Source organism: Tolypothrix sp. VBCCA 56010 (genome assembly GCF_050875635.1).
Lineage (GTDB): Bacteria > Cyanobacteriota > Cyanobacteriia > Cyanobacteriales > Nostocaceae > Hassallia.
In genome coordinates this window covers 52,311-65,830 of the sequence record NZ_JBPAOH010000028.1, presented here as the reverse complement: position 1 = coordinate 65,830, position 13,520 = coordinate 52,311, and the positions used below count along the sequence as shown (strand labels likewise).

Below are 13,520 nucleotides of genomic sequence, written 5' to 3'. Positions count from 1 at the left end.
GCTTTACGTCAATGCACAAGATAAGAAATTTGAGAGCGTGCGTAAGTCCTATTGATAACCCAAGATAACCCACAACACAGGGTTAATATATTTTTGCCAAAGTGGGATGCTCCCCAGCTTTCAGCGGTTTTGTAAGTACATTTGCGGCGACGACAGCATCTTGAATCGCGTAATTAATACCAACGCCGCCAACTGGAGACATTATATGAGCCGCGTCACCAATAAGCAACAGTCCCGGATGATGCCAGCGCTTGACGCGACTGGATTCTACAGAGAGAAAAGCTACTTGTGACCAATCGTGTAAATTTTCGATGCGATCGCTTAACTCTGGTGCTATATCAACGATAGACTTTCTTAATGCTGGCAAACCCGCAGCTCGTAGTTCTTGATAGCCGCTTTTGGGAATGACAAAGCCAATTTGCCAAGAATCAGACCTGTTAAGCATAGCGAGAATATGACCGCGACCAATGCGACCTACTCCATCCTCACTATCTTCTGGTTTTTTCGGTAAGCGGAACCATAACACATCCATTGGAGGTGAGGTGTTAATTGATTCAAAGTTGCCTATTTGTCGCAATCGGGAATGCCGACCGTCTGCACCAACTGTAAGTAAAGCCCGGACTTCGTGCCAGCCACCTTGCCCCCGATAGCGGACACCTTGAATTACGCCATTTTCTTCAATTAACTCCTGTACATTAGCACCCATGACTAAGTGAAAATTAGGGTATTTTTGTGCTTCAGAGATGATGAACTCCAGGAACTTAACCTGGGGAAGCATCGTAATATAGGGGTAGCGGGTTTTGAGGTGACTAAAGTCAGCCAAGGTGACGGTAGCATTAGGACTTTGAATTTTAATTTGGCGCATCTTGTTGTGGGGCAATTGCAACAAGCGATCGCTTAAATTCAATTCCTCCATAATCTGCATCACAGACGGATGAATTGTATCTCCCCGAAAGTCGCGGTCAAAATCTTTATGTGTTTCCAGCAGCATCACCGGGATACCTTGACGCGCTAACAACAAAGCCAACACCGCACCCGCAGGACCACCACCAACAATGCAACAAGATGTGGTTTTTACGTCTAAAATGTCATGAGCAAGATTAACGGTTGGCTCTTGGACAGAATTCGAGGGTATATTAACACTCATAAACACACCTCTTAAAAGCCTTTAAATTTAAGGTAATTCGCTTTTTGTGCTAAAAGCTATTTTTTTAACTTTTCGTATTCACGAAGTTGATAGTCGATAGTTAATAGTCGATAGTTGATAGTTTATAGTTTATAGTCTAAAGATTGACCCTTAACCCTTGACAAATAACAATTTCAATAATAATTACTCGTGGCGCAAGTTATTTTAGAAAACGTTTATAAAAGTTTTCCCCCTCGGAAAGGGGAAAGTGTTGTTTCGCAAACTAAAAATGCACTCCAAAGTGACGCGACACCAGAGCATTCAGAAAATATCAACGTTTTGCGACGGATTAACCTGACTGTAGCAGATGGCGAGTTTATAGTGCTGGTGGGACCTTCCGGCTGTGGTAAAAGCACTCTGCTGCGCTTAATAGCGGGGTTAGAAGCGATGACTGGGGGTAATATCTGGGTAGGCGATCGCTTAGTTAACGATCTCCCCCCCAAAGAACGAGACATCGCAATGGTGTTTCAAAATTACGCCCTTTATCCGCACATGACAGTGTATGACAATATCGCCTTTGGGTTGCGACGCCGGAGTGGAGGACAAGGAGACAGGGGGACAAGGGGACAAGGGGACAAGGGGAGCAATTCTTCTTTCTCCTTGTCTCCCCCTCCCCTTGTCTCTTCCTCCTCTTTAGCTATCTGGGCAGAAAATCTACTGGTGAGTGTGACGCGAAAGTTACCGAAGGGACTGCGGTATATTTCTGAGAAAGAAAGAGCGGTGAATCAACAGGTGCGTTATGTCGCCAATTTATTACAAATGGAAGGATTGTTAAATCGCTTACCCAAACAGTTATCTGGTGGACAAAGACAACGGGTAGCATTAGGAAGAGCGATCGCTCGCAATCCGCAAGTATTCTTAATGGATGAACCGCTTTCTAATTTAGATGCGAAGCTGCGGGCAGAAACTCGCGCTCAAATTGTCAAGTTACAACGGCATTTGGGTACAACGACAATTTATGTTACCCACGACCAAACCGAAGCGATGACAATGGGCGATCGCATTGCGATTATGAATCAAGGACAAATTCAGCAAGTAGCTCCTCCATTGGAATTATACAACCGTCCGGCGAATCGTTTTGTTGCAGAATTTATCGGTTCGCCGCCGATGAATTTTATAGCTGTAAAATTTCAGGCTCCAGTGATTAGTCATTCTCAGTTTCGTCTCACCTTACCAGAAACTTGGGCAACTGCATTACAAAAATATGACGGGCAAACTTTAATTTTAGGTATTCGTCCGGAACATTTAAGTATAAGTTTACCAGCAACTAAAAATCTGCAAGTCGAAGTGGATTTAGTAGAAAATTTGGGTAACGACACTTATCTTGCAGTCAAACTTTTAGAACCAAATCAAACTACTTCTACAAGCAATTACCTGCAAGTGCGAGTACCACCAGACCGCACTATACGTATTGGCGAACAACTATGGTTATCGCTAACACCAGATAAAATACACTTTTTTGACTCAGAAACTGAAGAAGCGATATTTCCTAAAAATCCATCGCCATCTTTGCCATTTGAAAAATAAAAATTAGGGATTGAAAATTAAAAACATTTTTTCCCTTTTTCTGAGTTTCAGACTTTAGACTGAATCTGACTCTCGATAAGGTAGCTATGCTGAAGCAAGATCGTAAACCTCTGCCCTCTAGAGGCAGCGCTGTGAAAGTGTTTTCACATATGCACCTACCGTGGTTAAGCGCGATGCAACTGCCGTCGTGCCAAGCGCGAACCTTCGATTGGCATCTTATCAAAAATGATAGATATTTTTTGATTAAGTAGAATGTCAATTTTACTTTCTACCTTTTTTTGTGTGCATTATATGGATGGTTCTATCAGACAAAGGAGATAGTTGGGCAGACAAACATACCAGACAATAAAGGAGAGTAGAGTGTTAAAACATGACATCATTGTCATTGGAGCTTCCGCAGGTGGTTTGGAAGTGATGAGAAAGCTTCTTGCTCAATTGCCTGACAACTTCCCCGGCACGCTCTTCATTGTCTGGCATCTTCCAGCGGAGTCTCCGAGTATATTGCCCGAAATACTTGATCGCGTATGTCCGCTGCCGGTAGCACACGCGATCGACTTTGAGCCGATCCAACCCGGTCGTATTTATGTCGCTCCCCCAGATCGCCACCTTGTTGTCGAACCGGGTTATGTCCGGCTAACTCGCGGTCCAAAAGAAAACCGCTTTCGTCCCTCAGTCGATGTCTTATTCCGCTCCGCAGCTGTTGCTTACGGTCCCCTGGTGATAGGGGTGGTTCTGACTGGCTCCCTTGATGACGGAGCGGCTGGGCTGTATGCGGTGAAGGAGCGAGGAGGTATAGCAATTGTCCAAGACCCGTTTGAGGCGCTTTACCCCTCAATGCCCAAAGCCGCAATGAAAGCGGTTACGGTAGATCACTGCGTCTCGGTGACAGAGATGGGGTCTTTATTGGTTCGTCTGACAAATGAAACTGTTGTGGAGGAAGCGGTAAATCCGCCGTCCGATAACATGGAAATTGAAGTAGGAGTCGCACGGGAAGACAACGCCTTTGAGCAAGGCATTATGAAGCTAGGTAAACCCACTCCCTATACCTGTCCCGAATGTCACGGTGCACTTCTGAGATTGAAAGAAGGAAACCTTATCCGCTTCCGCTGCCATACGGGGCACGCATATTCCCTGGATTCTCTGCTCGTGGAAGTTACCAAGGGCATTGAAGATGCACTTTGGAAGACTTTACGTGCGATTCAAGAAAGTGAATTATTAATGAGGCATATGGCTGGGCATCTGCGCGAAACCAACGATACTGAGACGGAGACACTCTTTTTGCAGAAAGCCGAGGAAACGAAGAGACGGGCTGACCTAGTTAGGCAAGCCGTGATGAGCCACGAAACCCTGAGTAGAGAAAAGGTTAGTGAGAATACTTTGCATCACTAATACCATCTTTTTGTGGCGCGTTGACTTTCTTATTGACGAAGCTTTAAGAAAGAAAAATCAAAATTTCCTTTCTTCTTCAAGCCGAAGAAAGGCGATCGCTTGTATTAAACTTCTCATATCACCACTTCATGACAAATAAATGCAACGCTTCACAAACATATACTTGATCGAAAAACAGCGAAAACGAAGATTATGATTACTTTAGTTCAAAGTCCAGTAAGTTCCGATCCAGAAGTTATGGGCGGCACACTGGTATTTAGAAACACGAGAGTCCCAGTTCAATCGCTTTTCGAGTATTTAGATGATGACTTTTCTTTAGAAGAGTTTTTAGACAATTTCCCATCTGTTGATCGTGCAGATGCGGTAAATTTATTGAAACTTGCTCGTGAACACATTCAAGATGAGAAATAGTTAGTGGATAGTGGATAGTGGTTAGTGGTTAGTGGTAGTGGTTCATAAAACAACCAACAATTAACAACTAACCACTAACAACGCTCCAACTAACCACTATCAACTAATTACACCTCTACAGGAATTTGCTCTTCTTGTTTTTCCACAAAAGCTTGAACGCGAGAGCGGTATTGTCTTAAGGAATCATCTACCCAATCGCGATCGTTGCTGTTGACGTATAAATGTACCAGCGGTTCGCTGGCATCTGGTAAAACTAACACCCAACTGTCATCGTAGGGTTGACAAATTTTCACCCCATCGATTAATTCTAGGTTTTGTGCTGGATGAGTTTCTACCAAATACCGCATTAATGCACCTTTGACTGTCCAAGGACAGCGGACTGTATAAGTTTTGTGAATTACACGCGGTAATTCTGAGCGTACAGAAGCAAGGGATCGCTCTTGGATTGTTAGCATTTCAATTAGCTTGGCAATACAGAACATCCCATCAAATCCCGGATGCAATTGCGGGATAATAAAGCCAGTGTCCCCGCTGCCTCCCAAAACTACACTAGGATTGGTTTGACAAGCTTCCATTAATGCGGTAGGATTCGCCTTAGTGCGAATCACTTTACCATCGTGGCGACGGGCAATTTGTTCAACAGCACTCGAAGCATGAACCGGTACTACTACCGTCCCTCTAGGGTTAGAAGTTAAGATTAAGTCCACCATCAGCGCTGTCAACATTTCGCCGCGAATCGGAATACCCGATTCATCCACCAAAATCATTTGTTCGCCATTTGCTGACACCTGAACGCCAAAGTTAGCTTTCAAAGCTTCCACCACATGACCGAGTTGAGTTATCAATGCTTCACGTTCAGCTGTGGACATAGCGGTTTTATTCAAACTAGCGTTTAACACCACCGCATCAGCGCCAAAGTTATCTAACATTTGCGGCAATACAGCACCAGAGACAGCATAAACGTAGTCAATCACTACTTTTGCCCGACTGTTACGAATTGTGTCAATATTCAATAACTTTTCAAAAGCTGTGCAGTAGCGGTCAATTACTTGACTGGGGTATGAGACATCGCCAACTTCATGAATTTGCGATCGCCGCATATCCTCTTTAAAGTAAGCCCCTTCAATTTTCTTTTCCTTTGACTTGGAAATATTGATGCCCTTGGCATCCATAAATTCAATCAGGATATAATCGGGGCGATCGGGATGTACGCGCACATGAATACCCCCAGCTACCGACATTGTGGGGATAACTGTGCGAGCGATGGGAATAGCGGTAGCATCAAGGTTTTGAATATCGACACCTACAGACATTAAACCAGCGATGAGCGATCGCGTCACCATCCGCGAAATATTCCGCTGATCGCGGGAAACCGTTACCTTAGAACCCGGTTTCAAAGTAGAACCATAAGCTGCTCCCAACTTCACCGCAAACTCTGGGGTAATATCGATATTGGCTAATCCTTGGACACCACGTTGTCCAAATAAATTTCGTTGAGCCGTGTTACCCCAAATCAAGTTAATATTTAATATTGCCCCCGAATCGATTTTTTTACTGGGCCAAACGCGCACACCCGGACTAATTTGCGCTTCTTCTCCCACAGTAGACAGCGAACCGACTACAGCAGCTTCTAAAACATGAGCGCGACGGTCTACACGAGTACCACGGGAAATCACACAAGCCGATAAATGTGCTTCTTCGCCAATAATTGCCCCATTCCAAACAATTGGACGTTTGAGATTGGCATCAGCCCCAATGGTGACATTATCCCCAATTACGGTTCCGGCTTCAATTTGGACTCTTGCCCCAATGCGGCAATTATCGCCAATAACCGCCGGTGCCTCAATTTGAGCGGTTGGATCGATATAAGTGTTTTGACCCACCCACAAGCGATTTGACACCTCTTTGTAGGCAAAATCAAGTTTTACCTTATGTTCCAAGCCATCATATTGAGCTTCGCGATAGGCGTCTAAGTGACCGACATCGCACCAGTAACCCTCAGCGACGTAACCATACATCGGCTCGTCTTTGTCAAGCAGTAAGGGGAATAAATCTTTAGAAAAGTCACATTCTACGTTACATGGCAGATATTCCAAAACTTCTGGTTCTAGAATATATGTACCAGTGTTGACGGTATCGGAAAAAATTTCACTGGTGGAGGGCTTTTCTAAAAATCGCCGAATTCGATTTTCTTCATCGCTAATCACTACCCCAAACTCAATTGGATTGGGGACACGAGTCAAAATCAAAGTCGCTTTAGACTTCTTTTGTTTGTGAAATTCAATTGCGGCTGTTAAGTCAAAATCTGTTATGCTGTCTCCGCTAATTACTAAAAAGGTTTCGTCTAGAAGTTCGGCAATGTTCTTCACGCAACCTGCTGTTCCGAGCGGCTGGTCTTCTTCCACCGCGTAGGTCATTTGTACGCCAAAATCGCTACCATCTTGAAAGTAATCTCGCAAGACATCAGGTAAATAATGCAGTGTGGCAACAACTTCTGTAATGTGATGTCGTTTGAGAAGATTGATAATGTGTTCGGCAATTGGTCGATTTAGGATGGGCACCATCGGTTTGGGCAGGTCACAAGTTAGCGGACGTAACCGCGTTCCCGATCCACCTGCCATTAGTACTGCACGCATAAATCCTCCTTAGCTATGTGAGCGCTCTTGCTGCTTCAAGACCCGTGAGATATGTTCTGCTATTCTTTAGTCTCCTATGGATCTTAATATTTTAGGAACTTCCACAAGATGCATCTGTCAAGGAATAAGTAGATATACTCAAAAGTTGGGGAATGGGGAATGGGCATTGGGCATTGGGCATTGGGCATTGGGCATTGGGCATTGGGTGGGGGAACCCCACCCCTACTTGTCCCCCCATCTCCCCCTCCCCCCTCTCCCCGAATCCGGGAGGCTATCTTAAACTGGAGGGTGTGAGAATACTTTTCTCGAATTGTGTCAGTTGCTTATGGAGTGTCCATGCCTAAGTTAATTATTCTCGGCTTGATGGCGGCTTATTTATATGGTGTGTGGAAGTTTTGGAATGGATTTGAGCAAACGAATTTTACGAAAAGTTTGCCCAATCGCCTTGGTTTATCTTTGTTATGGCCCGCTTTGTTTGTTACAAATCCGTCCTATCGTCGCAATTTTAGAAAGGCGTTGAAGGGCTAAAGGTCGCGTTCTAAGTTTAGTTGTATCTTTAGAACGCACTGTGCGATGGATATGATTAGTTGGCAGCACAGGCGATTGCACTCTACCCAAATTCCTACAATTATAAACACAAAGTCCGCACTGAGGCGGACTTTTTACATCTAAGCCTGCTGACCGCAGGCTTAGTTTGTATGTGGCTTAACTGTCAATTCCACAGCGTTCAGGTAATGGTAACGTGGCTGTGGCGTGATTTCTCTGAATAATTTTTTAGCAATGCTTGGGAATTAAGGCAAATTCGTAATTCAGCTATCAATTACGAACAACGAATTACTTTCTATTCCTCAAGATATGGATAGCTGCACCTGCGGCTGCACCATCGACTACATCACCCAAAGTATCTTTGCGACCGCGAGTAATTGCACCAGTGACACCACCTGCGGCTGCACCTACTCCGACATCTTGACCCAAGTTACGGTTTCTGGGATTTCTTCTGGTACCGTTAACACCATTAACAGCAGCACCAGCAGCACCACCTTTAACAGCATTGTTTAATACCGAACCACGTCCCCTAATAGCGCCTGATACCACGCCAGCGGCAGCACCAATACCGACATCTTCAAGTATGCGATCGTCGGCAGCAGCGGGTTTAGCTGGAACTAAAGTGACACCAGTTAAAGTGGCAGCTAAGAGGCTGGGTAAAAATGTGCGTTTTAAGATTCGATTCATAGTTGTACCTTCTCAACAAGTCAAAGTTGTTATTTCAACAACTTGATCCTAGATTTAGACAACGATAGCGTTTTCTTACATTGGACACTTTCTATAGTTACACTTACGAAATTGCGATCGCATCCCCTGAAAGCATGAGTATCGAATTTTCGTACAATCTTGGGAATGGGTCATAGGGCATAGAAAAATTCTGCGCTTGTTTGAAGGCAAAGCGATCGCGGGTACGCGGGCGTTTCACCATCGCCTAGGAGCGGGGCTTTGCCCATCGCACCTTAATATAAGTGGAAAATTCTGTATTTATTGATTTAACTTATTTTACTTATGAGTGTTTATTATATACCATTGGACAACAGGGTTTTTAAGAATGCAAGCCAGCTAAAATTAAAATTAGATTAGTAAAGGAAAATAAAATGGCAAAAACATTAACAATAAAGTTACCAGATGACTTAGAACATCAATTAACCATCCAGGCTGAACAACTCAATCTATCTTTAGAGGAATTAGTTTTACAATCTCTAACTCAATCAGCAAAGCAAACAAATAGCTTGGAAGCCGATCCAATATTGCCGCTGATTGGTACATTAAAATTTGAAAATTATGATTTAGGAGAAAATCACAATAACTATATTAGCGAAACTTGGCAACAGTAATATATTGGGTTTTGCGGTCGCTTTGTCCAACTTACTATGCTATTCAATACACTTCATCATGTGTACCAATATCAATCAATACAATTAATTCTTCCTGCGTCTCGCTATCCTGCTCAAAATTATAAATAATTCGGCAATCGTACTCAACCGAACACGCCCATAATCCCTCTAATTGACCCTGTAATTTATGCGCTTTCAAGGATTGAGCAAACGGCTCATTCGCTAACAATTCCAACACTGCAAAAATTTTTTCTTCTAGCTGGGGGTTTTTGCGAACAGTACGCTTAAAAGCTCGCTTAAAACTTTTGTCCCAAACTAGAGTTTTCATTCTTCATCTTCTGTCAATAAATCAGCTTTCAAATCAGCAAGCGTGCCACGTTTCGCTGTACCTGTTCGCAGCGCTATTAATATCTCTGTGGCTTTTTTGGCAATTTCCATACGCCGTTTTTCAATGCGTCTCTTTTGAATCAGATCAATTAACAAATTTTGTTCTTCTTCCGATAGTTCCTCAACATATTCAATTACAGTTTGAAAAGATACAGGTTTATTCATTTTTATGTTTTCCAACTACTGCAATGATTATAGACAGTGAGCGAAGTGGTATAGTGACTTCGGTTAAGCGATCGCACCAATTAGCACAAATACTGCTAATGAAGTGAAAATAGTAGATTATCTTTACAAAAATCTATATATCTATTATTAAGGTCTTGTATTCCGTTCTATACGACTTAGAAGGTCGATGATTGCTATCAAGACTCCTGTAAAAACATATATAGAAATACAAGTAATCACCCCATAAATTAAATATCCTAAAAATACTATTCCAAATGGTCCACCAATTGTTAAATTATGAGCAAAGAATGAAAAAAATACAATCAAAAAAAGAGCTGTAAGGAAGAAGCCGATAAACTGAATTATTTTTAGGATAGTAATAAATCTGGTGTACAGTCTATTTTGATTAGAACCGCTGGCTGGTGGGTTACTGCTCATATGTATGCCATTTTTCTTAAATTATTTTGTACAAGAAAAGTTATTTAATAAAGAATAACAGGAAGAGTGTTCCTTGAAAGAACACTCTTTTATGAAACCCTAGCTATCAGTTTATAGCTGATAATTGAATTCTAACTTACGCTCCGACGGATTCTTTCGCGGCGTACAGTACTTCGACGTTGATATCTTTAAATCCGCGATCGCGTGCAAATTTCTCGGTATTTCGCTTCACTTTCCCCCGCACAAATCCAGGAATCTTATTCAATTCTGCCAAACCATCTTTTGTCCAGTTCAAGTCAGATTCCGCCGAAATTCCTTTGGTAATCACTTCTTTGGTATCGTGTCCGCCGAAGATTTCTAATAGATGGTCTTCCATTCCCAAAGTGAAGGAATTATACACCAAATCTGCAATCTGATTTGTCCCTTCATAACCCATGAATGGTTTGTAACCAAGGGGGAAGTTCTGAATGTGGATCGGTGCAGCAATTACGCCACAAGGAATATCCAAACGTTTACCTACGTGGCGTTCCATTTGGGTGCCGAAAATGGCTGAAGGTTCGACGCGAGCGATCGCGTCGCCAATTGCGCCATGATCTTCAGTAATCAGCACTTCATCGCAATACTCGCTCACCTGTTCGCGGAACCAGTCAGCATCATATTTGCAGTAGGTTCCCGCCCATACTACATGAATTCCCATCTCCCGTGCTAAAATCTTGGTCATCGCCGCAGCGTGGGTATTATCACCAAACACTACTGCTTTCTTACCGGTCAAGTTCTGACAGTCAATCGAACGCGAGAACCATGCAGCCTGGGATACATGCAAAGTTTGCTCGTTGATGAACTCTTCGTAATCTACATCAGCGCCTTGGGCGTTTATCACCTGCTGAATTTTACGGATACATCTTGCAGTTTCTACTACACCCATTGGCGTAATATCTACGCAGGGAATGCCGAATTCGGCTTCGAGATAATTAGCCGCCATTAAACCGAGTTCGCGGTAAGGTGCGAGGTTAAACCAGGCGCGGGGCATCTTCTTAATATCGTACACCGAAGCGCCTTCGGGAATGACGGTATTTACCTCGATTCCCAAGTCAGCCATCAACCGCTTGAGTTCGGTGCAGTCGTGCTGGTTGTGGAAACCAAGGGTAGAAGAACCGATGATGTTAACTGAGGGTTTTTCGGTTTTTCCTTCTGGCAGTTCGCCTTTTTTGCGAGCTTTCTCAATGTAATATTGAACGATTTGTTGCAAAGTGCGATCGGCGGCTTGCAATTCGTTGAAGCGGTAGTGGTTCACATCCGCTAGCATGATATCGCCTTTTGCTTCTAACTGCGCTCGCTCCACAAAGTTGTGCAAATCTTCTTGGAGAATACTAGAGGTGCAAGTAGGAGTCAACACAATTAAATCGGGGTGTTCCTCAGCGTCTTTGCGGGTGATGTTATCTACCACTTTTTCTTGAGAACCCCGCGCTAAAACGTTGCGATCTACGACGCTGGTTGTCACCGGGGTGAAGTTCCGCTCGCGCTCTAACATGGAACGCATAACGTTAAAATAGTCATCGCCGAGTGGAGCGTGCATGATCGCATGAACGTTTTTAAAAGAACTGGCGATCCGCAGTGTGCCTATGTGGGCGGGACCAGCATACATCCAGTAAGCCAATTTCATTACTGTGTTCTCCCTTTAATTGAAACCAACATGGACAATAAGTGCTTGATTGTTAAATCGTCTCTGATTCTCTCAAATGTTGCAGTTCTTAGGGAATAGACGCTTACAGGACTTTACACAAATAGCGATCGCTCAAACGTTGTTGCTGATTGGCATTCAACTTCATATTTAAACAACATTTGTGTTGTCCAAACTTATATAATTCTTAATTATTTAGAAAATTTCGTATAAATAAAGACTGGGGATTAGGGGCTAGGGACTGGGCATTAGGTGAAAATTATGAATAAATTTCAGCCATTTTGCATTCATCAAATATTCAGTCCCTAGTCCCCAGTCCCTAACTACGCAGAAACCAAGCGCCGCAAAGATTGAGCGCGGCGTTTTGCCGTAGCGTTATTTGCATCAATTTTCAGTGCTTGTTCGTACATTTCCAAAGCTTGAGCATTTAAATTCTTTTTCTCGTAGGCATGAGCGAGATTATTCATAGCTGTTACATACTCAGGTTTAGATTTAAGCGCTTCTTTGTATTGACGAATCGCTAAATCATACTGCTCTTGTGCGAAGTAAGTATACCCCAGTGCATTATAAATCGGGGCGGTATTTTCTTCGCCTTCTTCTTCAGCGGCTTTGAGGGCTTTTTGAAAAAGTGCGATCGCTTGAGAAAACACTTTCTTTTCAGAATAAATACTCGCTAACTCATAATATTCTTGAGTCGTACCCTTTTGTGTACTTAGTTTTTTCCGCAAGCGTGACATTGAGCTTTCCATTCTGCGACTTTTGAACACTTCGCGAAAAATGTTCACGACTGCGAAGCCAAGCAACAGAACGAAAATTGAGAGATAAAAAACCGCTAGATTGTTATCCATTGCCTTTATTAAAATTAGGGACTGGGGATTAGGGACAAGGGGACAAGGAGGACAAGGAGGACAAGGGGACAAGGAGACAAAAAGAGTAATAACTTTTAACTCATAACTCCTAACTCATAACTCCTAACTTTTAACTCCTAACTCTGATTGAGGTAATCCCCAGTATTTTATGCGTTCAGCAAGCCAACCTTTTGCTATATAACGAGCGATCGCTTCATTTACTCGCTGTCGCAATTCATCGTACTGCAATCCTTTGGGCATTACTACCGATAAGGGTTGTGTTGATAGTTTGGTTGAAAGTAAGCGATATTCAGGATATTGTTGCACCCAACCGCTGAGGACGCTGGCATCTGCGGCAAAAGCATCTGCGGTATTCTTTTCTAAAAGCGATCGCGCTTCTTCGTAAGAATTCACTCCCACTAATTCGGCAGTTGGTATATAATATTTCACTTCCGCAATCGTGCTGGACTTTTTCAAAACGGCTATTTTTCGTCTAGCAAAATCCGCAAGCCGTTGCGCTGAAGCATCTTTGGTAAGTAATACAGTCCCATCAAAATAGTAGGGAACACTGAAGCTAACTAAACGAGCGCGTGAAGAAGTTGCTGTGACTCTAGCTATAGTCAGATCAACTTGATTATTTAAAACTACAGTCATGCGATCGCGATTGCTGACAGGTTTTAACTTGACTGCATCAGTTTTGCCTAATAAGTCTTGCGCTAACATCACAGCTAGGTCAATTTCTAAACCTTGCAGTTTGCCGCTGACATCAGTAAATCCCAACGGTCGTAAATTACTTTTTACCGCAACTTTTAAGTAGCCGCGCTGCTGAATTTCTGGCATTTCTGCCGCATTTGCAATTAATTGGCTGTCTGCAAACGAACAGTTCAACCAAATAATTATAGTAGCGGATAATACCAGATGTAACTGAGTAATTGCTTTCCATCTGTTACATCCGTTATTCATCCGTTG

General features: G+C 43.1%; 15 protein-coding genes. 5 read left to right on the top strand and 10 right to left on the bottom strand.

Annotated elements, in window-relative coordinates; genetic code table 11:
- Nucleotides 1–82: 82 nt before the first annotated feature.
- Complete coding sequence (locus AABK37_RS12480; protein WP_432551882.1) at nucleotides 83–1,147, bottom strand: FAD-dependent oxidoreductase; 1,065 nt, start codon at nucleotides 1,145–1,147, stop codon at nucleotides 83–85.
- A 189-nt stretch (nucleotides 1,148–1,336) separates the two neighbouring features.
- Here AABK37_RS12480 and AABK37_RS12475 point away from each other — a divergent pair, with 189 nt between their 5' ends.
- The 3 genes from AABK37_RS12475 (at nucleotide 1,337) to AABK37_RS12465 (ending at nucleotide 4,513) form a co-directional block, all read left to right on the top strand.
- Nucleotides 1,337–2,713: an ABC transporter ATP-binding protein gene (locus AABK37_RS12475; RefSeq protein WP_432551881.1), complete on the top strand. Its 1,377-nt coding sequence runs from the start codon at nucleotides 1,337–1,339 to the stop codon at nucleotides 2,711–2,713.
- Between the two features lie 321 nt (nucleotides 2,714–3,034).
- Nucleotides 3,035–4,102, top strand: coding sequence for a chemotaxis protein CheB (locus tag AABK37_RS12470; protein WP_432551880.1), 1,068 nt, complete (start codon nucleotides 3,035–3,037; stop codon nucleotides 4,100–4,102).
- A 192-nt stretch (nucleotides 4,103–4,294) separates the two neighbouring features.
- Nucleotides 4,295–4,513, top strand: coding sequence for a DUF433 domain-containing protein (locus AABK37_RS12465; protein ID WP_432551879.1), 219 nt, complete (start codon nucleotides 4,295–4,297; stop codon nucleotides 4,511–4,513).
- Between the two features lie 107 nt (nucleotides 4,514–4,620).
- On the opposite strand, the gene AABK37_RS12460 is transcribed toward AABK37_RS12465, so the two are convergent.
- Both AABK37_RS12460 and AABK37_RS12455 read right to left on the bottom strand, forming a co-directional pair.
- On the bottom strand, nucleotides 4,621–7,149 hold the full coding sequence (locus AABK37_RS12460) for a sugar phosphate nucleotidyltransferase (protein WP_432551878.1): 2,529 nt from the start codon (nucleotides 7,147–7,149) through the stop codon (nucleotides 4,621–4,623).
- A gap of 91 nt (nucleotides 7,150–7,240) precedes the next feature.
- Nucleotides 7,241–7,387, bottom strand: a complete 147-nt coding sequence (locus AABK37_RS12455) for a hypothetical protein (RefSeq protein WP_432551877.1) — start codon at nucleotides 7,385–7,387, stop codon at nucleotides 7,241–7,243.
- Nucleotides 7,388–7,485: 98 nt separating this feature from the next.
- On the opposite strand from AABK37_RS12455, the gene AABK37_RS12450 reads away from it, so the two are divergent.
- Nucleotides 7,486–7,677: a hypothetical protein gene (locus AABK37_RS12450; protein WP_089130178.1), complete on the top strand. Its 192-nt coding sequence runs from the start codon at nucleotides 7,486–7,488 to the stop codon at nucleotides 7,675–7,677.
- Nucleotides 7,678–7,983: 306 nt separating this feature from the next.
- Here the strand turns inward: AABK37_RS12450 and AABK37_RS12445 are convergent, their stop codons facing one another.
- Entirely contained in the window at nucleotides 7,984–8,382 is a 399-nt protein-coding gene (locus AABK37_RS12445) for a hypothetical protein (RefSeq protein ID WP_432551876.1), read from the bottom strand.
- Between the two features lie 103 nt (nucleotides 8,383–8,485).
- Entirely contained in the window at nucleotides 8,486–8,623 is a 138-nt protein-coding gene (locus AABK37_RS12440; protein WP_432551875.1) for a hypothetical protein, read from the bottom strand.
- Between the two features lie 169 nt (nucleotides 8,624–8,792).
- On the opposite strand from AABK37_RS12440, the gene AABK37_RS12435 reads away from it, so the two are divergent.
- Entirely contained in the window at nucleotides 8,793–9,032 is a 240-nt protein-coding gene (locus tag AABK37_RS12435; RefSeq protein WP_432551874.1) for a hypothetical protein, read from the top strand.
- Nucleotides 9,033–9,075: 43 nt separating this feature from the next.
- Here AABK37_RS12435 and AABK37_RS12430 read toward each other — a convergent pair whose 3' ends face one another.
- From AABK37_RS12430 to AABK37_RS12410, 5 genes are all read right to left on the bottom strand, one after another.
- Complete coding sequence (locus AABK37_RS12430; RefSeq protein WP_432551873.1) at nucleotides 9,076–9,360, bottom strand: type II toxin-antitoxin system RelE/ParE family toxin; 285 nt, start codon at nucleotides 9,358–9,360, stop codon at nucleotides 9,076–9,078.
- Nucleotides 9,357–9,584: a hypothetical protein gene (locus tag AABK37_RS12425; protein WP_432551872.1), complete on the bottom strand. Its 228-nt coding sequence runs from the start codon at nucleotides 9,582–9,584 to the stop codon at nucleotides 9,357–9,359. The genes AABK37_RS12430 and AABK37_RS12425 overlap by 4 nt, the downstream gene beginning before the upstream one ends.
- A gap of 574 nt (nucleotides 9,585–10,158) precedes the next feature.
- Complete coding sequence (gene bchB / locus AABK37_RS12420; protein ID WP_432551871.1) at nucleotides 10,159–11,685, bottom strand: ferredoxin:protochlorophyllide reductase (ATP-dependent) subunit B; 1,527 nt, start codon at nucleotides 11,683–11,685, stop codon at nucleotides 10,159–10,161.
- Between the two features lie 341 nt (nucleotides 11,686–12,026).
- Nucleotides 12,027–12,551 (bottom strand): tetratricopeptide repeat protein, encoded by a 525-nt coding sequence (locus tag AABK37_RS12415; protein WP_432551870.1) that lies wholly within the window; start codon nucleotides 12,549–12,551, stop codon nucleotides 12,027–12,029.
- A gap of 123 nt (nucleotides 12,552–12,674) precedes the next feature.
- A complete protein-coding gene (locus AABK37_RS12410; RefSeq protein WP_432551869.1) occupies nucleotides 12,675–13,514 on the bottom strand; it encodes a transporter substrate-binding domain-containing protein in 840 nt (279 codons plus the stop codon).
- Between the last annotated feature and the right edge of the window lie 6 nt (nucleotides 13,515–13,520).